The sequence below is a fragment of the Nocardia arthritidis genome (assembly GCF_011801145.1).
In the GTDB taxonomy this organism is placed as follows: domain Bacteria; phylum Actinomycetota; class Actinomycetes; order Mycobacteriales; family Mycobacteriaceae; genus Nocardia; species Nocardia arthritidis_A.
On the sequence record NZ_CP046172.1, the window covers coordinates 8435211 to 8457458 of the forward strand.

Here is a 22248-nt window from a genome sequence, read left to right on the forward strand (position 1 = left end):
ATATCTCGATTTCAGGGCACCCGGAACGATACGACGATGTGGTCACGGGCGAACCGGCGCGCGGCATCGTCGTCGTCGAGCGGGATCACCGTCTGCCTGGTGAGCGCGAGCGAAAGTGCCGTGCGCGCAATCATTTCGGCGAGCGGCGCCGGATCGTACGAGGGCAGCTTGCCCTCGCGTTGCAGCCGGGATATGAACTCCGCCAAGTAATCTCGGCCCAGCTCCAGCACCGGCGCGCCCCGCACCGTGAGCTGGGGCAGCACGATCTCCGGCTCCGTCTGCAACAGCCGGTCCAGTAATTTGTTGCCGCGCAAGCCGTTCAGGAATGCGACGAAGAGTTCGACGATCTGGTCCTCGGCGCTGGCGTCCCGTTCGATCTGCCGCTGCAACGCCGCATCGGCCTGCGCGACGAACTGCCGCGCCTGCCAGAGGCCGACGGCCTGGATCAGATCCGATTTGCTGGCATAGCGCCGGTAGAGGGTGGCGGGTGAGAGACCGCAGCGCCGGGCCACCTCGACCATGCTGGTGCGTTTGATGCCGAAGTCGAGGAAGGCTAGCAGTGCGGCGTCGAGGACCCGCGTCTGATTGCCGTCTTCCGGCCCGGCGTCGCGCACCCGGGCAAGCAGCCGATTGAGCCTTGCCATGGCATTCACCCCATCGATCGGCGAAACGATGACAGATTCAGCATCACATACCCTCGCCGAACCCGTGCGGACGTTTGACAGCTTATCGAGACGATGAGAGATTTGTAGATGAATCATCTCACTATCGCTCAACGAGGAGCCGCGATGACCGCGCCAGCTGCCCGGATCGACGAGTACGCCGAACCGATCACGCCGGAGACCGTGCAGGAGTACATGGACGGAATCGCCGCCTTCCTCGGCGGCGTCGCCAATGTGATCGTGCAGCTCAGCCTCCGCCCCGTCGGCCGGGGCGTATTGGAGAGCACCGTCGACAGCGGAAAGGTCACCCTGCATCCGCTGAAGCGGATGCGCACCACGCTCACCTATATAGCAGTCGCGATGATGGGTTCCGACCCGGAACGGGCCGCCTACCGCGCGGCGGTCGACGAATCGCATCGGCCGGTGCGCTCGACCGCGGCCAGCCCGGTGAAATACAACGCCTTCGATCCGAAATTGCAGCTATGGGTCGCGGCCTGCCTCTACTGGGGCATCGACGATCTCTACACCCGCATGCACGGGCCGATGGATCCGGAGACCGCCGAGGCGTTCTACCGATACTGCGCTCGATTCGGCACGACACTACAAATGCGGCCGGAGCTGTGGCCCGCGGATCGTGCCGCCTTCCAACGGTATTGGACGGAGAACCTGGCCCAGCGCGGCATCGAACCCGCGCTGCGCGACTACTTCGACGACCTGATCGACCTGAAAATGCTGCCGCGCCCGGTGCAATTCACCTTCGCGCGGCTGCAGCGGTTCGCCGTCACCGGGCTGCTGCCGCAGCATCTGCGCGACGAGATGCGGATGACCTGGACCGAACGCGATCAGCGCCGATTCGATCTGCTGCTGCGCGCGATCGCCGCCGTGCACACCCGACTGCCCAAGCAGGCCAGGATGTTTCCGCTCAACGCCTATCTGTTCGATATGCGGCGACGGATGCGGCGCGGGCTGCCGCTGGTTTAGGCCGCTCGATGCCCACCCGTCGCCCGACCACCACCCCCATCGAATCGCTGCGCGATGCTCGATCAGCTCATGTGCGGATACCGGTAATCCGTTGGCGGGACGAAGGTTTCCTTGATCGTGCGCGGGGCGACCCAGCGCAGCAGGTTCAGCGGTGAGCCCGCCTTGTCGTCGGTGCCGGAGGCGCGGGCCCCGCCGAACGGCTGCTGGCCGACCACCGCGCCGGTCGGCTTGTCGTTGATATAGAAGTTGCCCGCCGCGAAACGCAGTGCGGCACTCGCCTGTTCGACGGCATTGCGATCGCGCGCGAAGACCGCGCCGGTCAATCCGTACGGCGCGGCCGATTCCACCTCGGCGAGCACCGCGGTGTACGCGCCCGGTTCGGCATCGTCGTAGACGTGCACCGACAGGATCGGGCCGAAATACTCGGTGGTGAAGGATTCGTCGCGCGGGTCGTCGGCCAGCATCACCGTCGGGCGGACGAACCAGCCCTCGCTATCGTCGTAGGTACCGCCGACCGGAATGGTGATGCCCGCCGACCTGGCCCGCTCGATGGCGGCGACATTCTTGTCATAGGCGCGCCGATCGATCAGCGCCCCACCGAAATTCGACAGATCGGCGACATCGCCGTAGGTCAGCTCGGCGGTCAGGTTCAGGAACTCGTCGCCCATCTCGCGCCAGACCGAGCGCGCGATGTAGGCGCGGGACGCGGCCGAACACTTCTGGCCCTGATATTCGAACGCGCCGCGAATCAGCGCGGTGCACAGCGCCTTCGGATCCGCCGACGCGTGCGCGACGATGAAATCCTTGCCGCCCGTCTCGCCGACCAGCCGCGGATAGCAGTCGTAGCGGCCGATATTCGCGCCGACCTGCTGCCAGAGGAACTGGAATGTCTTGGTGGAGCCCGTGAAATGAATTCCGGCCAGCCGCCGGTCGGCCAGCGCCACCTCGGACAGCTCGACACCGTCACCGGTGACCATATTGATCACGCCGGGCGGCAGGCCCGCCGCCTCCAGCAGCCGCATGGTGTGGTACGCCGCGAGCGTCTGCGTCGGCGACGGCTTCCACACCACGGTATTGCCCATCAAAGCCGGTGCGGTGGGCAGATTTCCGGCGATGGCGGAGAAGTTGAACGGCGTGATCGCGTAGATGAACCCCTCCAGCGGCCGGTAGTCCATCCGGTTCCACACGCCCGGGCTCGACTGCGGCTGCTGTTGCAAAATCTCCCTGGCGAAGGCGACATTGAATCGCCAGAAGTCGATCAGCTCACACGGTGCGTCGATCTCGGCCTGCACGGCGGATTTCGACTGGCCGAGCATCGTTGCGGCGGCGATGGTTTCGCGCCACGGCCCGGCCAGTAGGTCGGCCGCGCGCAACAGGATGGCGGCGCGCTCGTCGAAAGGCATCGCGCGCCAACCGGGTGCGGCCGCGGTCGCCGCATCGATCGCGTCCTGCGCCTCGGAATGTGTTGTGTCGGTGTATGTTCCGAGCACCTGCCGGTGCCGGTGCGGTGCGACGATATCGTGCCGGGTGCCGATGCCCGGTCGCGGTTTGCCGCCGATCACCAGCGGCACCTCGACGGAATGGCCCGAGAGCTCGGCAAGCCGGGCGATGAGCAGCTCGCGCTCCCGGCTGCCCGGTGCGTAGGAGTGCACGGGCTCGTTCGCGGGTATGGGGACTACCGTGACAGCGTCCATACTCCAGGCTAACCCGGCGCTCACGCCCCACGCGTCAAGACACGGTTTGGTACGAATTCGCGCGTCAACCCGTATTTTTACCCCTACTACCGGCAATATGGCGTCATGCGCGTGCTGATTCAGCTTCGTCCGACGGCCGATGTGATCGCCGCGATCGCCGATCCGGCGGTCACCGTCACCGCAGGGGAGGTGGTCGGTGAACTGCCCGATGCGGTCGTGGACCGGGCATGGCATCCCGTCGCGGTACCGCGCGCACTCCGCTTCGAGGACGGGCCCATGTATTCGCTCGCGCCGGAGCATGCCTCGGTGGTGGTGCGCGGCGAGATCGCCGATACCGATATCGATGCCGTCGTACAGCGGCTGACCGCACAACCGGCGATCACCGGGGTGTTCGCCGATCCGGTCATCGAGGGCATCATCACCTGTGGTGACAGCGACCCGGTCGGCACCTGGACCGATATCGAATCACTGCTGCACACCACCGATTTGGCGGCGTCGGGGCTGACCGGGCAGTCGGTGGCGCTCGCCATCGTCGACACCGGGATCAACGCGGCGTTCGTCGAGCAGGCCCGCGGCAGCGCGGTCACCATCGACGCGCGGCGCAGCTGGAATCCGCAGGGCGTCACCGGAACAGCGGGCCAGTTTCCGGTCGACCACGGCACCATGTGCGCCTTCGACACCATGATCGCCGCACCGCGCGTCACCCTGCTCGACTATCCGGTGCTGCGCAGCACCCGCCAGGGCCAGACCGCGATGGACGGCCTGCTGTCCGACGCGCTGGCCGGGTACGCGCAACTGCGCACCGTGCTCACCGACCAACCGGCTGCCACCAGGGCGCTGGTGGTCAGCAATAGTTGGGGCGCTTTCTCGCCCGATTGGGATTTCCCGGTCGGCCAGCCAGGGAATTACTCCGACAATCCGTCCCATCCGTTCAACATCATCGTCGGCTCGCTGGAGGCCGCGGGTGCCGACATCCTGTTCGCCGCGGGCAATTGCGGACGCGATTGCCCCGATGGCCGCTGCGGTTACGCCGATCGCCCGATCACCGGGGCGAATTCGCATCCGAGCGTGCTGAGCATCGGCGGTGTCGACACCTCGAATACCAGGGTCGGCTACTCCTCCCAGGGGCCGGGCCGCCTCACCGACAAGAAGCCCGATATCTGCGCCTACACCCACTTCCTCGGCTCGACGGCCTTCGGCGCGGGCACCCCCGACTCGGGCACCTCGGCCGCCACCCCCGTCGCCGCCGGGCTGATCGCGGCCATCCGCACCCGCTACCCGGCCACCGCGCTGACACCGGCGCAATTGCGAGATCTGGTGCGGCGCACCGCGATCAAGCACAGAAAGAGCGGTTTCGACTACGACTACGGTTACGGCGTCGCCGATGCGGCGGCACTGCTCGCGGCACTGAAGAACACCGGCGTTCGGGCGTAGCGTAGAGGGATGCCGCTGTTGACCGTTCGGCTACCGAAAACCGCGACACTCCGCGACGCGTTGCAGAAGCTCGAATTGTCCGAGGGTGATGTCGATGTGGGATACGGACTGATTCCGGTCGATCCGGAGGTCGGATTGTTCGCGCTGCGGATCACCGATGCCGCGGCCGCCCGGCTTTCCGAGCAGGGCGGCCCGCATATCGAGATCTTCGCGGATCCGCGAATCCAACCGCCTGGTCCGGATTCGGAAACTACTGCCTAGCTTCGAGTTTCGGTTCTGACAAACCGAAATCAGTTGCCGCTCAAGCGTTCTGCTGCCGCAGCGATCCGCTCGTCACTGGCCGTCAACGCGATTCGCACGTGCTCCGCGCCCTGCGGCCCGTAGAAGTGGCCGGGTGCGGCGAGGATTCCGCGGTCGGCGAGCCAATCCAAGGTCGTCAGACCGGGTTCGCCGCGGGTCGACCAGAGGTACAGCCCGGCCTCGGAGTGATCGATCCGGAAACCGGCCCCCGCCAACGCTTTACGCAACACCTCGCGCCGCGCCCGGTACCGCTCCCGCTGCCGCGCCTCGTGCTCGTCATCGCCGAGCGCCGCGGTCATCGCGGCCTGGATCGGGAGGGGCACCATCATGCCGGAATGCTTGCGCACCTCCAACATTTCGCCGATCAGCTCCGGATCGCCGACGACGAATCCGGCGCGGTAACTCGCCAGGCTCGAGGTCTTGGACAGCGAATGGATGGCGAGCAGGTTCGTGTGGTCGCCGTCGCAGACCTCGGGATCGAGGATCGACAGCGCCCGGCCCTCCCAGGACAGGCCGAGATAGCACTCGTCGGAGGCCACGATGACGCCGCGCTCCCGCGCGAACGCCACCACCTTGCGCAGATGGTCCACCCCGAGCACCCGGCCGGTGGGATTCGACGGCGAGTTGAGGAAGATCAGCGCCGGGCGCTCCGGCCCGAGCTGGGTGAGCCCGTCGGCGCGCAGCATCCGAGTGCCGGCCAGCAGCGCGCCGACCTCGTAGGTCGGATAGGCAACCTCCGGGATGACGACGAGATCGTCGGCGCCCAAACCGAGTAACCGAGGCAGGCCCGCGATGAGCTCCTTGGTGCCGATCACCGGAAGCACCGCCGACGGGTGCACACCGGTGATCCGATAACGCCGGGCCAGCGCGTCGACCGCGGCCGCGCGGAGTTCGGGAGTGCCGTGGGTGGTCGGATATCCGGGCACCGCAGCGACCGCGTTCAGCGCGGTGCGAATCAGCGGATCGACCGGATCGACCGGGGTGCCGACCGAGAGATCGACGAGCCCGCCCGGATGCGCCGCCGCTCGCTCCTTCACCGAAGCGATGGTGTCCCAGGGGAAATCGGGTAGCAGCGCGCTGACCCGGGTGCGTCTACTCACTCGCTCGCCATCGGCGGGAGTTCCTTGATGAACGGCGGGTCGTAATCGACGGCGCCGACCTTCGTCGCGCCGCCGGGCGAGCCGAGGTCGTTGAAGAAATCGACGTTCGCGTTGACGTAACCGCTCCACTGGTCCGGGGTGTCGTCCTCGTAGAAGATCGCCTCCACCGGGCACACCGGCTCACACGCACCACAGTCCACGCACTCGTCGGGATGGATGTACAGCATGCGGCCACCCTCGTAGATGCAATCCACGGGGCATTCCTCGATGCACGCCTTGTCCTTCACGTCAACGCACGGTTCAGCGATGATGTACGGCACTGCCGCTCTCCTAGTCTGTCCTCACCTCGGGATTACTCCGCCCGCGCAACAGTATCCCGGCACCCGACACGTTACTACCGGCCAGCCTCGCCTAATTATTTGGCCAGGCGAAGCCCGTCCTCAGCCCCGCGCCGGGCGAGCTCCTGCGCGAGGCACCGGCGGCCGGGCTTTCAGCCGACCGTCAACTGGAGATCCGGCAGCGGCCCGCGCCGCTTCGGCACACCGTACGTCGTGGTGCGTTCGCGGGTCGGCCGCCCGATGCCCGACGCGATATCCACCAGCTCGGCAACGGTTTTCGCGGAGCCGTGCTGCGAACCCGCCATCCGGGAGATGGTCTCCTCCATCAGCGTGCCGCCGAGATCGTTCGCGCCGCCGTTCAGCATCATCCGGGTACCCGCGGTGCCGAGTTTGACCCAGCTGGTCTGGATGTTGTCGATCCGGCCGTGCAGCATGATGCGGGCGAGCGCGTGCGCGGCCCGGTTGTCGCGAATCGTCGGACCAGGCCGCGCCGCGCCCGCGAGGTACAGCGGCGCGCTCTGATGGACGAAGGGCAGCAGCACGAATTCGGTGAAACCGCCTGTGTCGTCCTGGATTCCGCGAATCACCCGCAGATGGCCGACCCAGTGCTTCGGGCTGTCGACGTGCCCGTACATCATGGTCGAACTCGACCGGATGCCCACCCGGTGCGCGGTGCTGATCACGTCGATCCACGCCGAGGTCGGCAGCTTGCCCTTGGTGAGCACCCAGCGCACCTCGTCGTCGAGGATTTCCGCGGCGGTGCCCGGAATGGTGTCCAGTCCGGCCTCTTTCAGCGCGACCAGCCACTCCTTGACGCTCTGCCCGCCGCGCGACGCTCCGTTGACGATCTCCATCGGGCTGAAGGCGTGCACGTGCATCGACGGCACCCGCTTCTTCACCGCGCGCACCAGATCCGCGTAACCGGTGACCGGCAGATCCGGATCGATACCGCCCTGCATGCAGACCTCGGTCGCGCCGTCGACATGCGCCTCCCACGCGCGGTCCGCGACCTCGTCCATGCTCAGCGTGAACGCGTCGGCGTCGCCCTTGCGCTGGGCGAAGGCACAGAAGCGGCAGCCGGTGTAGCAGATATTGGTGAAGTTGATGTTCCGGTTCACCACGTAGGTGACGTCGTCGCCGACGGTGTCGCGGCGCAGTTGATCGGCGAGCGCGGTCACCGCCTCGAGGTCGGCGCCGTCGGCGGTGGCCAGTGCCAGGTATTCGGCATCGGTGAGCCCGGCCGGATCGCGTTCGGCGGCGCGTAGCGCGGCGAGCACGTCGGCGTCGAGCTTCTCCGGTGCGGCGGCGGCCAGATCGCGCGCCTGTTCGCGAATGGTGTCCCAATCGCCGAAGGCGCCCACTACCTCTTCACCGAGCGCGGAATCGCTGCGGCTCACCGTATTTCGGCCATCGGTATCGATCGAGGTGTTCAGGTCGACGCGGCCCGCCGACTCCCACGATTCGTCCGGCTCCTGCCACGGCAGGCCGACCGGAATCGCGTCCGGCCGGGCCAGGCCGGTCGCCGGATCGCTGAGCGCGGCGACGTGCGCGCCGATCCGCGGATCCACCCACGGGTTGCCCGCCCGCACATATTTCGGATGCGCCGAAGTCCGTTCGGCCAGTTGATAACCCGCGGATTCGGTGATCTCGCGCAGCGTTTCCAGATTCGGCCACGGGTGTTCCGGGTTGACGTGGTCGGGCGTCACCGGTGAGACACCGCCCCAGTCGTCGATGCCCGCATCGATCAGCGCGCGACAGTCCTCGTGCGACACCAGATTCGGCGGCGCCTGCACCGGCACGTCCGGACCGAGCACCAGGCGGCTCACCGCGATGGTGGCCAGGAATTCCTCGATCCCCGCATCCGGCACATCGCGCATGGCGGTATCGCTCTTGGCCCGGAAGTTCTGGATGATGACTTCCTGAATATGCCCGAATGCCTTGTGCTGCTTGCGAATCGCCATGATCGAATCGGCGCGCTCGGCCAGCGTCTCGCCGATGCCGACCAGGATGCCGGTGGTGTACGGCACCGAGAGCCTGCCCGCGTCGGTGATCGCGCGCAGCCGCACCGCCGGATCCTTGTCCGGACTTCCGTAGTGGCAGTTGCCCTTTTCGGTGAACAGCCGGGTCGCGGTGGTCTCCAGCATCATGCCCATGGACTGCGAGACCGGCTTCAGCCGGGAGATCTCCTCCCAGGTCATCACACCAGGATTGAGATGCGGCAGCAGGCCGGTCTCCTCCAGCACCATGATCGATACGGCGCGCAGGTAGTCGATGGTGGAGTCGTAGCCGCGCTCGTCGAGCCACTGCGCCGCCTCCGGCCAGCGGTCCTCGGGGCGGTCGCCGAGCGTGAACAGCGCTTCCTTACAGCCGAGCGCGGCGCCGCGGCGGGCGATATCGAGTACCTCGTCGGGTTCGAGGAACATGCCCTTGCCCGCTGCCCGGAGTTTGCCGGGCACGGTGACGAAGGTGCAGTAGTGGCATTTGTCCCGGCACAACCGGGTGAGCGGGATGAAAACGTTACGCGAGTAGGTGAGCTGTTTCGGTCGGCCCGCCGATTCCAGCGCGGCGTCGCGGGCGCGCGCCGCGCTGTTCATCAGGTCTTTCAGATCGTCACCGCGCGCATGCAGCAGCACGGTGGCCTCTTCGACGTTGAGCGTCACCCCGTCACGCGCCCGACGCAGCGCGCGGCGCATGGCCGAGGCCGCGGGCGGTGCGGAAGGAATGCTGGGGTGCGGCAGTTGAGTCACGTCCTCGATCATGCGCTAACCATCCGGGCATGTCTCCTTCCAGTGCCTGTGAGGGTGGACAACCTCGTCGCACACCACACTATTCCGGCCGCCGCCGACGAATCCGGAACGGATGACAACCGTCATGCCGGTAATCGATCGATTCGTGCAACCATGGGCAGCATGTCGCAGCCGCGCACGATCATGGCCGAACCGGCCTGGCGTCCCAGCGCCAAGGCGAAACTGCTGTGGACCATTCAAGCCGGGCTCGCCTGGGTGATTCCGTTCGTGGCCGAACTGATTTGGGCACTGGTGGATACCGGGCACCGCGGCGCGCAGCTCGCCGTCTTCGTGATCACCCTGGCCGCCGCCGCGGTCAGCATCGGGGTGGTGCCGTGGTGGCGCTACGCGGTGCACCGGTGGGAGGTCACCGACGAGGCGGTGTACACGCGGGTCGGCTGGATCAATCAGGAGAGCCGGGTCGCACCGATCTCCCGGGTGCAGACGGTGGACACCGAGCGCGGGCCGCTGGAGCGCATGCTCGACCTCGCGACGGTGACCGTCACCACCGCGTCTTCGGCTGGGGCCGTGACCATTTCGGCGCTGGACCGGCCGGTGGCCGAGGAGACGGTGCGGCGGCTGACCGATATCGCCGCCCGGCACCGCGGTGACGCGACATGACGCAGGTACTGCCGTGGCAGCGGCTGGATCCGCGAATGTTGCTGGTACATCCGGTCAATGAGGTCGTGCGGTACATCCCGGTGTTGATCGGCACGGTCATCGTCGGCAGCCGCGCCGACAATCCACTGTGGAGCCTGATCCCGCTGGTGCTGATCGTGGGTTTCGCGGCGACCCGCTGGTTCACCACCACCTACCGGGTCGGTCCGACGCATGTCGAGCTGCGGACGGGCCTGATCCAGCGCAAGAGGCTCGCGGTGCCGCGCTCGCGGATCCGCTCGGTGGATATCGAGGCCGACCTGTTGCACCGGGCGCTCGGGTTGGCGGTGCTCGCCATCGGGACCGGGCAGCACGCCGACAAGAAGGAGCAGTTCAAGCTCGACGCGCTGGACGCGCGGCTGGTCCCGGACCTGCGCCGCGAACTGCTCGCTAGTACCGGCACCGAAGAGGTTGCCGGACAAGAGGTTCCGAAGATAGAACCGGCGGGCCGGGAGATCGGGCACTGGCAGGCGGGCTGGGTGCGGTACGCGCCGCTGTCGCTGACCGGGTTCGCGATCTTCGCGCCGATCGTCGGCCTCGCCTTCCAATACGGAATCGGCCAGGCGATTTTCCGCTCCGACGCGGTGCACAGCCTGCGCGACGGCACGGCGCTGGTCATCACGCTGGTGATCGCGGCATTGGTTGTCGCGCTGGTGCTGGTGGTGGCGCTGGCGGCGTGCGCGCGTTATCTGGCAACGTATTTCGGCCTGCAGGTGCTCGACGACGGAAAGACACTGCAGATCCGGCACGGACTGTTCACCACGCGGCAGATCACCATGGATCTGGCCAGGTTTCGCGGCGCGACGGTGAACGAGCCGCTGCTGCTGCGGCTCGCCGGCGGCGCCGAACTCGAGGCGATCATGACCGGCGAGAAGCCGCGGGTGAAGATCCTGCCGCAGGCGCCGCGGGCGGCGATCGATCACACGCTCGCACATCTGCTCGCACCGGACGCCACACACGATAAACCCAGCGGCACAACGCAATCGATGCCCGGCCTGGTGCCGCTCATCCCGCACGGGCCCGCGGCGCTGCGGCGCCGGTACACCCGCACGCTGCTGCCCGTACTCGTCATCGCGGTCGTCATGCTCGCGATAAGGCTTGCGGGCGTGGAGTTTTCGGCATGGTGGTGGCTGATTCCGGTCCTCGGCGCGCTGATCGGCATTCCGCTCGCCGCCGACCGGTATCGCGGACTCGGCCACGCGGTCATTCCGGCCGACGGCGCCGCGCCGACCTGGCTCGTCACCCGCTCGGGTTCGCTGGACCGCGACCGCGACTGCCTGGAGGCGCCCGGCATCATCGGCTGGACGGTGCGGCAGACCTTCTTCCAGCGCCGGGCGGGAGTCGCGACGGTGGTCGCGGCGACCGCGGCGGGCAAGAAGCGCTACGCGGTGATCGATATCCCGATCGACCAGGCGTATGCGCTGATCGAGCAGGTGCACCCGGGACGCCTCGGCAAGCGCTGAACCCGGCCCTCGTGTCGCTGTCAGCGCAGGGTATCGGCACCGCGTTGAATGATCGGCGTGGTGAATACGCTGGAGCAGCGCGCTGCCGAACCGAGGATCGCCGACCGCCGGGTCCGGCGGATGCAGCGCGGCGACAAATTCCGTTTGACCGCGCTCGGCGGACTGGCCGCGCTCTCGCTCGACGCGCTGTCCAGCGTCGCGTACGGCCCCGAGGCGATCGTGCTGGTGCTCATCGCCGCGGGCGAGGCGGCGGTCTCCTGGACGCTGCCGGTTTCGGTGGCCATCGCCGCACTGCTGCTGGTGCTGGTGCTGTCCTACCGGCAGGTGATCGCGGTGCACCCCGACGGCGGCGGCGCGTATGCCGTGGCCAAACGGCATCTCGGCCGCTGGGCCAGCCTGCTCGCGGCGGCCAGCCTGGTGGTCGACTACGTGCTCACGGTCGCGGTCAGCCTCGCGGCCGGTGCGGCGAGCCTGGCCAGCGCCTTTCCGTTGCTCGCGGGCCATCTGCTGCTCGTCACGCTGATCGGGCTCGCGGTGCTCACCGTCATCAACCTGATCGGGGTGGCCGAATCCGCGAAAGTCCTGATGGGGCCGACGATTCTGTTCGTCGTGCTGATCCTCGCGGTGATCGTCGCCGGATTGGTGCACTGGGAGCCGGTGCGGATCGGCACCGATCGGTCGCCGTTCGTCGCGGTCGAGGGTTTGGGAATCATCCTGCTGCTCAAGGCCTTTTCGGCCGGATGCTCGGCGCTGACCGGTGTCGAGGCCATCGCCAACGCGGTCCCCTCGTTCCGCACGCCCGCAGTGCGGCGGGCCCAGCACACCGAGGTCGCGCTCGGCGTGCTGCTCGGCGTCATGCTGCTCGGGCTGGCCTGGCTGATCCGGCGCCACGATGTGGTGCCGCGCGGGGATGTGACCCTGCTGGCCCAGCTCTCGACCGGCGCGTTCGGCACCGGCTGGCTGTTCTATCTCACCAATCTGGCCGTCACGCTGGTGCTGGTGCTCGCGGCGAATACCAGCTTCGGCGGGCTGCCGGTGCTGCTCTCGCTGCTGGCCAAGGACCGGCGGGTGCCATCGCTGTTCGGCGTGCGCTCCGAACGCCCGGTGTTCCGCTACGGCGTCGCGGCGCTGGCCGGGCTCGCCGCGCTGGTGCTGATCATCGTCGGCGCCGAAACCCACCGGCTGCTACCGCTTTTCGCGATCGGCGTGTTCATCGGCTTCACCATCAGCCAGGGCGGCCTGGTACTGCACTGGTATCGCGAACGCGGTCCGGGATGGTGGCATCGGGCCGCGCTCAACGGATTCGGCGCGATACTCACCGCCGTCGCGCTGATCGTCCTACTCGCCGAGAAATTCACCGAGGGCGCCTGGCTGCTGCTGATCATCGTGCCCGCGCTGGTGGTGAATTTCGCTCGCACCGAGAACTATTACGGCGATGTCGCCCGGCAACTGCACCTCGGCGAGATTCCGCCGCGACCCGAACCCGGTTCGGCGACACAGGCTTTGGTGGTGGTTCCGGTGGTCGCGATCAGCGAGGTGACGGCCCGCGCGCTCTGCTCGGCCCTGCGGATGCGCGGCGAAATCGTCGCGGTGGCAGCCGAAATCGATCCCGACTCCACCAAAAAGCTCAGCGCGCAATGGAAGGAATGGGATCCCGGCGTACCGCTGAAGGTGCTGCCCTCCCCGCACCGCAGCCTCGTCAACACCCTCGTCGGCTATGTGCGCAAGCAAACCGAAAAGGGCCGCCAGGTCACCGTTCTGCTGGCCCATATGGAGGCCAGGCGCTGGTGGCGCCGCCCACTGCACAACCCGCGCGGCCCGGTGCTCACCGCGGCCCTGCGCGCCCGCACCGACGCGGTCGTCGCGACGCTCGCGGTTCGGCTCGACTGAACCGGCACGTAAGCTGCTGCACCTATGGCACTCGGCGCAACCATGTACACCTTCACCGTTCAGCTGGCCGACGTCGACCGCGGGGTCTACGCGGATCTCGACGTCCGGGTGGCGCGGCATCCGTCGGAGACCGCCGAATTCATGCTGACCCGTCTACTGGCCTACTGCCTGGAGTACGAGGAGGGCATCGCGTTCAGCGAGGGCGGCGTCTCATCGACCGATGAGCCCGCGGTGTTGGTGCGCGACCGCACCGGGAAGGTCACCGCCTGGATCGAGGTCGGCGCGCCCGATGCGGAGCGGGTGCATCGCGGCAGCAAAATGGCCGACCGAGTCGCCGTCTACACCCATCGCGATCCGGCCAAGGTGCTGGCTCAGCTCACCGGCAAACGGATCCATCGCGCCGAGGCGATTCCGGTGTACAGCGTCGACCGAACCTTCATCGATGAAGCCGTCGCCGCCATCGAACGCCGCAACACCGTCACGCTTTCCATCACCGAGCGGCTGCTGTATCTGGATCTCAACGGGACCGGGCTGAGTGCCCAAATAACGGAATACGGCCTCGCTCAGCCTATTCGACGGGACCAGTAAGGGTGGTCCTGGCGATTTTGCGGAAGTCGGCCACCAGACGGCTGCCGTCACCGGCGCGGGTCGCCACCACCACGTGGCTCGGCGGCACGTCTTCGAGCGGGATGGCGGTGAGATCGGGACGCACGCGTTCGGCCGTCGGGTCGGCGGGGACGATGGCCACCGCCTGGCCGGAGGCGATCAATTCGAGTTTGTCCTCGAGCGTCTCGGCGAGCGGGCCGTCCGGTGCGCGGCTGCCGTCGGGGCGAGGGTCGATGCGCCAGAAGGCATTCCATGCCGGATCGGGCACGCGGACCACGGGTTCGTCGGCGATATCGCCCAGGGTGACCGACGCCTTGCCGACGAGCCGATGATCACGCGGGACCAGCACGGCACGAGGTTCGTCATAAAGAATCGTCACGTGTAGTTGGTCGGTGACGAACGGCAGCCGGGTCAGCACGGCGTCGACACGGTGGTCGAGCAGCGCCTCGCGCGCTTTGCGCCAACCCAGGTGCAACGTCTGTATATCGGCGTCCGGATGGCGTCGGCGCAGTTCGCGCACCACCGGCGTGACGATCAGGTTGACGGTGTATCCGATGACGATGCGATGCGGTTCGGCGGCCGCCCTGGTGTATGCCGCGGCCTGAGCGGCCGAGCGCAGTAGCGCCTTCGCGCGCGGCAAAAACACCGCACCCGCTTCGGTGAGCCCGACGCCCTGTGGCGTGCGATCGAACAGCCGAGCGCCCAATTGCTGTTCCAGACGCCGGATTTGGCGACTCAGCGAGGGCTGCGCGACCCGCAGCGCGGTGGCGGCGCGGCCGAAATGCCGGTGCTCGGCGACGACGGTGAAGTACCGGACCAGTCGTAGGTCGAGATCGATCGCGGGTGTGTCGGCCATAACTCCAGGGTATGGCAATGCCACCGGCAGCACCGCACGGAAATACGCCGCCAACTGCGGCGATGCCTCGAATGCATTGCGCTGTGCGAAACAGGCCTTGGACGCCGACCGCATCGCGCACCGAAGCTGAAAGCACCGGCCCCGAAGCCGGTCAGCCGAATTCCGAAGGAGTACACAGTGCGCGTATTCGTCACCGGCGCAACGGGTTTCGTTGGAAGCGCCGTCGTCCGCGAACTACTCGGCGCCGGACACGAAGTGCTCGGGCTCGCCCGAACCGATGCGGCGGCCGCCGCGGTCACCGCGGCGGGAGCCGAGCCGTATCGCGGCGACCTGACCGACCTGGACAGCCTGCGCGCCGGCGCGGCAGCGGCGGATGGCGTCATCCACACCGCTTTCGTCCACGACTTCACCGATTTCGCCGAGAACGTCCGCATAGATCGCCGGGCCGTGGAAACCCTCGGCGCGGCGCTGGCATCGTCGGACCGCCCGTTTGTGATCACCTCTGCCACCGGTGGTTTCGTACCCGGCGAGATCGCCACCGAGAACAGCGCACCCGATCCCACGGCGTTCAACGCCGAGCGGATCGCCACCGAATCGGTGGCCTTGGCCTTCGCCGAACGCGGTGTGCGCGTCGCGGTGGTGCGGCTGCCGATCGTGTACGGCGAAGGCGACCACGGCTTCCTCACCCAGTTGATCGATATCGCACGCGCACAAGGCGTTTCGTCCTACGTCGGCGATGGCGACAGCCGCTGGGCCGCCGTCCACCGCCTCGACGCGGCCCACCTGTACCGGCTGGCGCTCGAGGCGGCCCCGGCAGGTGCTCGGCTGCACGCCGTCGCCGAGGTCGGCATCGCGTTCCGCGATATCGCGGAGGTAATCGGCCGTCATGCGGGTGTCCCGACCACGTCCATTCCGGCGTCGGCGGCCGTCGACCACTTCGGCTTCGCGGGATTGCTCATCCAGCGGGACAGCCCGGTTTCCAGCACCGCGACCCGCGAGTCGCTCGGCTGGGAGCCCATTCAGCCGGGCTTGCTTGCGGATCTCGAAAAGGGTCACTACTTCGACCGGTAGTTGACCTCGATTCCTACCATCCGCGCGCGCCAGCCCGTACCGTGTCTGCGGTATCCAACGGAATCAGCCGAGTTTCAGGGAGATTCGACGATGAGCTTTGTCCGGACCACCATGTTCGTGGGATTGGCCGCCGCGGCGCTGACCGCTGTCGGCTCGGTATCGGCGAACGCGGAGGACTTCGACTACGCGCAGATCGCCAAGCAGACCTGTGCGCAGGCGGGTCTCGAATACACCGAAAGCATTTACCTGCCCGGTGATTCGCCCGCGTCGGCCACCTGCTACAAGCCGGGTCAGGACGGGGTCCAGTTCATTCCGCTGCCGAGCGGCACCCGCTGCGAGGTCGCGGATATGCCGCACAAGGTCGGTCAGGCCGACGGCCAGGGCAACTGCGTCACCGGATAATTCGCGACGAAACCGGGACGAGCGCGCTGCCCGTCCCGGTTTCGGTCACTACCGCGGCAGCACGCCCTCGATGGCCGCGATGAGTTCCGGATCGTGCGGATCGGTCTGCGGGCGGAACCGTCCGACGATCTTGCCGTCACCGGACAGCACGAACTTCTCGAAGTTCCACGCGATATCGCCCGAATTGCCTTCGGCGTCGGCGGTTTCGGTGAGCTCCGCGTACAGCGGATGCCTGCCCGGCCCGTTCACCTCGCTCTTCTCGGTGAGCGGGAAGGTGACACCGTAGGTGGTGGAACAGAATTCGGCGATCTCCTCGGACGTGCCGGGCTCCTGACCCATGAACTGATTGCACGGCACGCCGACGACGGTGAATCCGCGCGCCGCGTACTCCTGCTGCAACTGCTCGAGTCCGGTGTACTGCGGGGTGAGCCCGCACTTGGACGCCACGTTGACGACGAGCGCCGCCCGCCCCTCGGTGAGCCCGCCGAGCGTGGTCTGCGCACCCGCGAGGGTGGTGACGGGGATATCCAGAATGTTGGTCACGGATCTTCCTCCTGATCGGTCATCGCCGACAGTACCGACCGGCACCGACCACCGCCGTCGGGGCGCATTCAGCCGATCATTTGCTGGGTTTATGCCGGAGCGCTTGCGATGTGCACGGACGGAACATACCGTCATGGCTTCGGTTAGACCCAGTTCGTTGGAGAACACGTGCTCGTCCTTTTGGGTGTGGCCCTCGTCGTCGCGGGGTTCGCACTACGTCTCAATCCCCTTCTTGTCGTCGTCGTTTCCGGTGTGGTCACCGCACTGCTCGGCGGCCTGACCCCCACCGCGCTCCTCGATGCCATCGGCAATGGTTTCGCGGGCAGCCGCTCGGTGACGATCTACGTCGTCACCCTGCCGGTCATCGGTTTGCTGGACCGTTTCGGACTGCAACAGCAGGCCGCCAGGATGATCGGAAAGCTGCGCATGGCCACCACCGGCCGCCTGCTCGCCGGTTACATGCTGGCCAGGCAGGCGACCGCGGCAATGGGCCTGACCGGCATCTTCGGTCCCGCACAGACGGTGCGTCCGCTGATCGGCCCGATGGCCGTCGGCGCGGCGGAGCGCAAGTACGGTTCGCTGCCCGAGCGAGCGATCGAACGCATCAAGGGGTTCACCTCGAGCGCGGATACCATCGGGCTGTTCTTCGGTGAGGACATCTTCATCGCGATCGGCAGCGTCCTGCTGATCACCGGATACATCAATACCGCCTACCACGTTCAGCTCGACGCGCTGGAGATCGCGCGGTGGGCGATCCCATCGGCCATCTGCGCCTACGTAATCCACGCCGGACGCCTGCTGTGGCTGGACCGGTGGCTGACCAAGAACTGCGCACAGGTGGTTGTCCGATGATCGACGCCGAATGGATCTACTGGGCCCTGGGCCTGTTCTTCTGCACGATGGCGGTTTTCGCGCTGAGCCATCGGGACAATCCGCGCCGCGCGGGCGCCTTCGCGTTCTGGGCCCTGCTCGGAATGTCTTTTTGCTATTCGACTTTCGTCACCCACAAGATGGCAGCCGCCTGGCCGCTCGGGCTCGCGGTGCTCGCGGTCGGCGTGCTCGGCGGCACGGGTGCGCTCGGCAAATCCGAGATTCCCACCAGTTCCATCGAGGAGCGCGAGGCCTCGGCCGAGCGGCTCGGCAACCGGCTGTTCGCGCCCGCGCTGCTGATCCCGCTGGTCGCGCTGCTCTTCGCGACGCTGGTCGCCTCGGTGAAGATCAATGGAAAAGCGTTGCTCGCCAACGGAACTCCGGCGCTCACCGGCCTCGGCGCCGGGGTCATCGTCGCGCTCATCGCCGCCATGGCGCTGCTGCGGCCCGCCGGACGCCCGAGCCTCGGCCTCGCGTTGCGCGAGGGATCACGGTTGGCGCAGGCCATCGGCTGGGCACTGCTGCTGCCGCAGTACATCGCCATCCTCGGCCTGCTGTTCGACAAGGCGGGTGTCGGTAAGCAGGTGGGCCGGCTCTTCTCGAATATCCTGCCGGACGGTTCACAATTCGCGGCCGTCGTGCTGTATTGCGTTGGCATGGCGGTATTCACCGTGGTGATGGGCAACGGGTTCGCCGCATTCCCGGTGATGACGGCGGCCATCGGCTGGCCGGTGCTGGTCACCCAGTTCCACGGCAATCCCGCGGTGATCTTCGCGGTCGGCATGCTCAGCGGTTTCTGCGGCACGCTGTGCACGCCGATGGCGGCCAATTTCAATATCGTGCCCGCGGTCCTGCTGGAGATGAAGGACCGCTACGGCCCGATCAAAGCCCAACTGCCGACGGCGATTCCGCTGCTGGCCTGCAATATCGCGATCATGTACGTCTGGGGATTCCGATGAGCCGGGTGCTGGTGACCGGATTCGAGCCGTTCGGCAGCGAGGCGCGCAACGCGTCATGGGAGGCGACGCGACTGCTCGCGGGGCAGCCAACGGATATCGAGCTGTCGGCCGTCCAATTGCCTTGTGTCTTCGGCGCTTCCATATCGGTGCTGCGCGCCGCGATCGCCGAATACCGGCCGGATCTGGTCATCAGCACCGGAATCGCGGGTGGCCGCACCGAGATAACGCCGGAGCGGGTGGCGATCAACCTCGACGATGCCCGCATCCCCGACAACGCGGGTGCGCAACCGATCGACCGCCCGGTGGTTTCGGGCGGCCCGGCCGCGTATTTCAGTCGGCTGCCGGTCAAGGCCTCGGTCGCCGCCGTGCGCGCCGCCGGGATTCCGGCGTCGGTCTCGTTCACCGCGGGCACATTCGTGTGCAACCACGTCTTCTACGGGCTGCTGCATCTGATCGCGACCGAAATGCCGAGTCTGCGTGGTGGTTTCGTACATGTCCCGGCGGATATGCCGGTGCCGGTGATCGCCGACGGGCTGGCCGGGATCGTCCGGGCCTGCCTGGAAACCGAACAGGATCTGGAGGTCCCCGCAGGAACTCTGTACTGAGATCAATTCGGTTGTGCCACAACATATTTCATAAGCCAGATACGATTCCGGCGCCACGCGCAACCCCAAGCAAATGCGGCTGCCCGGCGTCACGCCGGGCTGGCAGGATGGCGGGGTCCAGCGATTCGGAGGGGACCGAATGACAATCTTGGTGACCGGAGCAACCGGAAATATCGGCCGGAAGGTCGTCGATGAACTACTCGCGCGTGGAGCGACCGACGTCCGCGCGCTGACGAACAAGCCCGCCGCGGCGGCACTTCCGGACGGAGTACGGGTCGCCCAGGGCTACCTCGGACGGCCGGAGACACTTCCCGCGGCATTCGACGGCGTCGACCGCATGTACCTCGCGCCGATGCACAAATCGCTCGAGGGCGTACTCGATCTCGCCCGCCAGGCCGGTGTCGAGTATGTGGTCGACCTATCGGGCGAGCACGAAAGCTGGTGGGGTCATGTGACGCGGGCGGTCGAGGCCAGCGGCTTGGCCTGGACGCACCTCTGGCCGGCGGACTTCATGGAGAACACCAGAACTTGGGCTCCGCAGATCCAAACGACCGGCGCCGTGCGCGAACCCGACCCGAACAAGGCGAGCGCACCGATCGCCATGGCGGATATCGCGGCGATCGCGGCGCAGTCGCTGCTGGAAGCGGGGGCCGAAGGTAAGGCGTACTCCCTCGCCGGTCCCGAGATCCTGACCCGCGCCGAACTGACCCGTCAAATCGGTTCGGCTCTGGGACAAGACATTTCGTTCATCACCGCTTCACGGGAAGAGACCATCGAAGCGCTGACCCCATCGATGGGCGAACGCGCGGTCTGGTATGTCGACAACGTACTCGCGCATATGACGACGACACCGACCGCACCGACCAATTCGGTCGAAGAGATAACCGGCCGCCCCGCAACAACTTTCGCCCAATGGGCGGTCGACAACGCGGCGATGTTCCGCCAGCCGGTCACTCCCGGCTGAATACCGTGGCGTTCATCCGGAAGTAGATGAACAGCAGCGGCGGCACCAAACCGCAGAACACCAAAAGCAGCGTGCGCCAATCGTTCAGGAGCATGACCGAGCCGCCGGGACCTGAGCTCGCACAGGCCAGAAAGCCGATGACCCACGCGCCGAGCGGTAGCAGCATCACCCCGACGCGCTGGGTCACCGTGCGCACGCCCAGCACCAGCAGCACATTCACCACGCCCGCGAGCACCGCCGTGATCGGCATCGCGACGCCGCCGATATAGCTCGGCAGGAACAACACCTCCAGCACCAGCGTGATCAGCCCGTCCAGCACCAGCAGGGCGACGATGACCGGCCCGAGCACTGTCGATGACGGCCTACCCGCCGGATCGTCGAGCGCCGTCACGGCACCGGCGGGAAACCGAGCAGGGTCAGCAACTGGCTCTGCATATCGACGAACGCGTACAGCGCCGACAGGTAGAGGTCGTGCTGCGCGGGCCAGTTCGGGCGCATGCTCTCGACGAAGGCCGCGATGGCGTTCTGCAAATCCCAGTTGTACACGGACCGCAGTCTAGTTATTTCTCGCCATCCATCGGCAGATTGGCCACCACCGGGAATTCACCGGTGTAACCCATCCGCTGTTCGGCGATGGACAGCACCCGCCTGCGCGCCGCGTACCAGCCCACGATCAGCATCGGGATGATGACCGCCAGCGTCGCCACCGTCCACGTGCCGATCGGATAGTCGAATCCGGTGAGGACCACCACGAAGAACAGGAACACCAGCGTCAACAGGCCGGTGTACGGCGCGCCGAACATGCGGAAGGCGGGCCGCTCCACCCGCCCCTGCTTCCACCAGCGCCACAGCTGCAGCTGGCACAGCACGATGGTGGTCCACGAGGCGACGATGCCGAGCGAGGCCATATTCAGCACGATCTCGAAGGCCTGATGCGGGACGACGCCGTTGAGCACGATGCCGCACAGCGCGATCAGGCTGGTGAGCAGGATGCCGCCGTACGGCACGCCGTTCTTGCCCATCACCCCGGTGAATTTCGGCGCGCTGCCGTTCATCGACATCGAGCGCAGGATGCGGCCGGTCGAGTACAGGCCGGCGTTCAGGCTGGAGAAGGCGGCGGTGAGCACGACGATATTCATCACGCTGCCGATACCGGGCACGCCGAGCGCGCCGAAGAAGGTGACGAACGGGCTCTCACCGGATTTGTAGCTGGTGTACGGCAGCAGCAGGCCGAGCAGCACCAGGGAGCCGACGTAGAAGATCGCGATGCGCGCGATGACCGAGTTGATGGCGCGCGGCATGATCTTGACCGGATCCTCGGTCTCCCCCGCCGCGGTGCCGACCAGCTCGACGGCCGCGTAGGCGAACACCACGCCCGAGGTGACGACCACCAGCGGCAGGACACCCGTCGGGAACAGGCCGCCGTGATCGACGATGACGCTCGGGCCGGTGTGTTTGCCCTGCACAGTGAAGCGGCCGAGCAGGAAGACGGTGCCGATGATCAGGAACGCGCACAGCGCGGTGACCTTGACCAGCGCGGCCCAGAACTCCATTTCACCGAACCACTTGACCGAGATCAGGTTCACCCCGAGCACAATCACCAGCGCGATGAGCGCGAGCACCCACTGCGGGATCGGCGAGAATCCGGACCAGTAGTGGAAATATTGGGCAATCGCGGTGGTGTCGGCGATACCGGTCATCGACCAGTTCAGGAAGTACATCCAGCCCGCGACGAAGGCCGCCTTCTCACCGAAGAATTCCCGGGCATACGAGACGAACGAGCCGGACGACGGCCGGTGCAGCACCAGCTCGCCGAGCGCGCGCAGGATGAGGAACACGAAGATGCCGCACACCGCGTAAACCAGGAAAAGCCCTGGTCCGGCCGTATTTAGTCGCCCGCCCGCGCCGAGGAACAGACCCGTGCCGATGGCACCGCCGATGGCGATCATCTGTAGCTGGCGTGGCTTGAGACTCTTGTGGTAGCCGTGGTCCTCGACGCTGAGGTGGTCCTTGTCGCCGACCGCTGTCATGAACCCGCCAAACCTCCACGTCGATGTCCTGGGATGA

General features: G+C 66.9%; 23 protein-coding genes. 13 read left to right on the forward strand and 10 right to left on the reverse strand.

Annotated elements, in window-relative coordinates:
* Positions 1–11: 11 nt before the first annotated feature.
* A complete protein-coding gene (locus F5544_RS38135) occupies positions 12–644 on the reverse strand; it encodes a TetR/AcrR family transcriptional regulator (protein WP_167477646.1) in 633 nt (210 codons plus the stop codon).
* Positions 645–788: 144 nt separating this feature from the next.
* Between F5544_RS38135 and F5544_RS38140 the strand changes: the two genes are divergently transcribed.
* A complete protein-coding gene (locus tag F5544_RS38140) occupies positions 789–1643 on the forward strand; it encodes an oxygenase MpaB family protein (protein ID WP_167477647.1) in 855 nt (284 codons plus the stop codon).
* A 62-nt stretch (positions 1644–1705) separates the two neighbouring features.
* Here F5544_RS38140 and pruA read toward each other — a convergent pair whose 3' ends face one another.
* Positions 1706–3337 carry an L-glutamate gamma-semialdehyde dehydrogenase gene (pruA, locus tag F5544_RS38145; protein WP_167477648.1) on the reverse strand — a complete coding sequence of 544 codons (1632 nt, stop codon included), beginning with the start codon at positions 3335–3337 and terminating at the stop codon, positions 1706–1708.
* 105 nt (positions 3338–3442) lie between these two features.
* On the opposite strand from pruA, the gene F5544_RS38150 reads away from it, so the two are divergent.
* Positions 3443–4771 carry a S8 family peptidase gene (locus F5544_RS38150; RefSeq protein WP_167477649.1) on the forward strand — a complete coding sequence of 443 codons (1329 nt, stop codon included), beginning with the start codon at positions 3443–3445 and terminating at the stop codon, positions 4769–4771.
* Positions 4772–4780: 9 nt separating this feature from the next.
* Positions 4781–5032, forward strand: a complete 252-nt coding sequence (locus tag F5544_RS38155; RefSeq protein ID WP_167477650.1) for a hypothetical protein — start codon at positions 4781–4783, stop codon at positions 5030–5032.
* 29 nt (positions 5033–5061) lie between these two features.
* Here the strand turns inward: F5544_RS38155 and dapC are convergent, their stop codons facing one another.
* The 3 genes from dapC to F5544_RS38165 all read right to left on the reverse strand — a co-directional run bounded on the left by dapC (position 5062) and on the right by F5544_RS38165 (position 9268).
* Positions 5062–6171: a succinyldiaminopimelate transaminase gene (gene dapC / locus F5544_RS38160; RefSeq protein WP_194252451.1), complete on the reverse strand. Its 1110-nt coding sequence runs from the start codon at positions 6169–6171 to the stop codon at positions 5062–5064.
* On the reverse strand, positions 6168–6491 hold the full coding sequence (gene fdxA, locus F5544_RS45880) for a ferredoxin (RefSeq protein ID WP_194252452.1): 324 nt from the start codon (positions 6489–6491) through the stop codon (positions 6168–6170). The genes dapC and fdxA overlap by 4 nt, the downstream gene beginning before the upstream one ends.
* A gap of 170 nt (positions 6492–6661) precedes the next feature.
* Entirely contained in the window at positions 6662–9268 is a 2607-nt protein-coding gene (locus tag F5544_RS38165) for a bifunctional FO biosynthesis protein CofGH (protein ID WP_167477652.1), read from the reverse strand.
* Between the two features lie 150 nt (positions 9269–9418).
* On the opposite strand from F5544_RS38165, the gene F5544_RS38170 reads away from it, so the two are divergent.
* Genes F5544_RS38170 through F5544_RS38185 form a run of 4 tightly spaced genes read left to right on the forward strand, consistent with a single transcriptional unit; the run spans position 9419 to position 13893 of the window.
* A complete protein-coding gene (locus tag F5544_RS38170) occupies positions 9419–9916 on the forward strand; it encodes a PH domain-containing protein (RefSeq protein WP_167477653.1) in 498 nt (165 codons plus the stop codon).
* Positions 9913–11415, forward strand: a complete 1503-nt coding sequence (locus F5544_RS38175) for a PH domain-containing protein (protein WP_167477654.1) — start codon at positions 9913–9915, stop codon at positions 11413–11415. The genes F5544_RS38170 and F5544_RS38175 overlap by 4 nt, the downstream gene beginning before the upstream one ends.
* Before the next feature lie 57 nt (positions 11416–11472).
* Positions 11473–13305, forward strand: a complete 1833-nt coding sequence (locus F5544_RS38180) for an APC family permease (RefSeq protein WP_428847094.1) — start codon at positions 11473–11475, stop codon at positions 13303–13305.
* A gap of 24 nt (positions 13306–13329) precedes the next feature.
* Positions 13330–13893 carry a YaeQ family protein gene (locus F5544_RS38185; protein ID WP_167477656.1) on the forward strand — a complete coding sequence of 188 codons (564 nt, stop codon included), beginning with the start codon at positions 13330–13332 and terminating at the stop codon, positions 13891–13893.
* On the opposite strand, the gene F5544_RS38190 is transcribed toward F5544_RS38185, so the two are convergent.
* On the reverse strand, positions 13874–14767 hold the full coding sequence (locus F5544_RS38190; RefSeq protein WP_167477657.1) for a LysR family transcriptional regulator: 894 nt from the start codon (positions 14765–14767) through the stop codon (positions 13874–13876). The two genes, F5544_RS38185 and F5544_RS38190, sit on opposite strands and share 20 nt — an antisense overlap.
* Before the next feature lie 177 nt (positions 14768–14944).
* Between F5544_RS38190 and F5544_RS38195 the strand changes: the two genes are divergently transcribed.
* Both F5544_RS38195 and F5544_RS38200 read left to right on the forward strand, forming a co-directional pair.
* On the forward strand, positions 14945–15838 hold the full coding sequence (locus F5544_RS38195; RefSeq protein WP_167477658.1) for an SDR family oxidoreductase: 894 nt from the start codon (positions 14945–14947) through the stop codon (positions 15836–15838).
* Positions 15839–15928: 90 nt separating this feature from the next.
* On the forward strand, positions 15929–16240 hold the full coding sequence (locus F5544_RS38200; protein WP_167477659.1) for a hypothetical protein: 312 nt from the start codon (positions 15929–15931) through the stop codon (positions 16238–16240).
* A 48-nt stretch (positions 16241–16288) separates the two neighbouring features.
* On the opposite strand, the gene F5544_RS38205 is transcribed toward F5544_RS38200, so the two are convergent.
* Positions 16289–16774, reverse strand: coding sequence for a glutathione peroxidase (locus F5544_RS38205; protein WP_238847531.1), 486 nt, complete (start codon positions 16772–16774; stop codon positions 16289–16291).
* Positions 16775–16951: 177 nt separating this feature from the next.
* Here F5544_RS38205 and F5544_RS38210 point away from each other — a divergent pair, with 177 nt between their 5' ends.
* The 4 genes from F5544_RS38210 (at position 16952) to F5544_RS38225 (ending at position 20181) form a co-directional block, all read left to right on the forward strand.
* Complete coding sequence (locus F5544_RS38210; protein WP_167477660.1) at positions 16952–17635, forward strand: DUF969 domain-containing protein; 684 nt, start codon at positions 16952–16954, stop codon at positions 17633–17635.
* Positions 17632–18612 carry a DUF979 domain-containing protein gene (locus F5544_RS38215; RefSeq protein WP_167477661.1) on the forward strand — a complete coding sequence of 327 codons (981 nt, stop codon included), beginning with the start codon at positions 17632–17634 and terminating at the stop codon, positions 18610–18612. Before F5544_RS38210 ends, F5544_RS38215 begins: the two co-directional genes overlap by 4 nt.
* Positions 18609–19217 carry a pyroglutamyl-peptidase I gene (gene pcp / locus F5544_RS38220; RefSeq protein ID WP_167477662.1) on the forward strand — a complete coding sequence of 203 codons (609 nt, stop codon included), beginning with the start codon at positions 18609–18611 and terminating at the stop codon, positions 19215–19217. The genes F5544_RS38215 and pcp overlap by 4 nt, the downstream gene beginning before the upstream one ends.
* Positions 19218–19356: 139 nt before the next feature.
* Complete coding sequence (locus F5544_RS38225) at positions 19357–20181, forward strand: NAD(P)H-binding protein (RefSeq protein ID WP_167477663.1); 825 nt, start codon at positions 19357–19359, stop codon at positions 20179–20181.
* On the opposite strand, the gene F5544_RS38230 is transcribed toward F5544_RS38225, so the two are convergent.
* Genes F5544_RS38230 through F5544_RS38240 form a run of 3 tightly spaced genes read right to left on the reverse strand, consistent with a single transcriptional unit; the run spans position 20168 to position 22211 of the window.
* The gene (locus F5544_RS38230) at positions 20168–20572 is read right to left on the reverse strand and encodes a hypothetical protein (protein ID WP_167477664.1); all 405 of its coding nucleotides are present in this window, start codon (positions 20570–20572) and stop codon (positions 20168–20170) included. The genes F5544_RS38225 and F5544_RS38230 overlap by 14 nt on opposite strands.
* Positions 20569–20727 (reverse strand): hypothetical protein, encoded by a 159-nt coding sequence (locus F5544_RS38235; RefSeq protein WP_167477665.1) that lies wholly within the window; start codon positions 20725–20727, stop codon positions 20569–20571. Before F5544_RS38235 ends, F5544_RS38230 begins: the two co-directional genes overlap by 4 nt.
* A gap of 14 nt (positions 20728–20741) precedes the next feature.
* Positions 20742–22211, reverse strand: a complete 1470-nt coding sequence (locus F5544_RS38240) for an amino acid permease (RefSeq protein WP_167477666.1) — start codon at positions 22209–22211, stop codon at positions 20742–20744.
* Between the last annotated feature and the right edge of the window lie 37 nt (positions 22212–22248).

Coding starts and splice junctions, on each gene's coding strand:
- F5544_RS38225 (WP_167477663.1), top strand. CDS start 19,357: ATGACAATCTTGGTGACCGGAGCAACCGGAAATATCGGCCGGAAGGTC.
- pruA (WP_167477648.1), bottom strand. CDS start 3,337: ATGGACGCTGTCACGGTAGTCCCCATACCCGCGAACGAGCCCGTGCAC.
- F5544_RS38140 (WP_167477647.1), top strand. CDS start 789: ATGACCGCGCCAGCTGCCCGGATCGACGAGTACGCCGAACCGATCACG.
- F5544_RS38240 (WP_167477666.1), bottom strand. CDS start 22,211: ATGACAGCGGTCGGCGACAAGGACCACCTCAGCGTCGAGGACCACGGC.
- F5544_RS38190 (WP_167477657.1), bottom strand. CDS start 14,767: ATGGCCGACACACCCGCGATCGATCTCGACCTACGACTGGTCCGGTAC.
- F5544_RS38200 (WP_167477659.1), top strand. CDS start 15,929: ATGAGCTTTGTCCGGACCACCATGTTCGTGGGATTGGCCGCCGCGGCG.
- F5544_RS38135 (WP_167477646.1), bottom strand. CDS start 644: ATGGCAAGGCTCAATCGGCTGCTTGCCCGGGTGCGCGACGCCGGGCCG.
- F5544_RS38170 (WP_167477653.1), top strand. CDS start 9,419: ATGTCGCAGCCGCGCACGATCATGGCCGAACCGGCCTGGCGTCCCAGC.
- F5544_RS38185 (WP_167477656.1), top strand. CDS start 13,330: ATGGCACTCGGCGCAACCATGTACACCTTCACCGTTCAGCTGGCCGAC.
- F5544_RS38165 (WP_167477652.1), bottom strand. CDS start 9,268: ATGATCGAGGACGTGACTCAACTGCCGCACCCCAGCATTCCTTCCGCA.
- F5544_RS38150 (WP_167477649.1), top strand. CDS start 3,443: ATGCGCGTGCTGATTCAGCTTCGTCCGACGGCCGATGTGATCGCCGCG.
- pcp (WP_167477662.1), top strand. CDS start 18,609: ATGAGCCGGGTGCTGGTGACCGGATTCGAGCCGTTCGGCAGCGAGGCG.
- F5544_RS38175 (WP_167477654.1), top strand. CDS start 9,913: ATGACGCAGGTACTGCCGTGGCAGCGGCTGGATCCGCGAATGTTGCTG.
- F5544_RS38215 (WP_167477661.1), top strand. CDS start 17,632: ATGATCGACGCCGAATGGATCTACTGGGCCCTGGGCCTGTTCTTCTGC.
- F5544_RS38155 (WP_167477650.1), top strand. CDS start 4,781: ATGCCGCTGTTGACCGTTCGGCTACCGAAAACCGCGACACTCCGCGAC.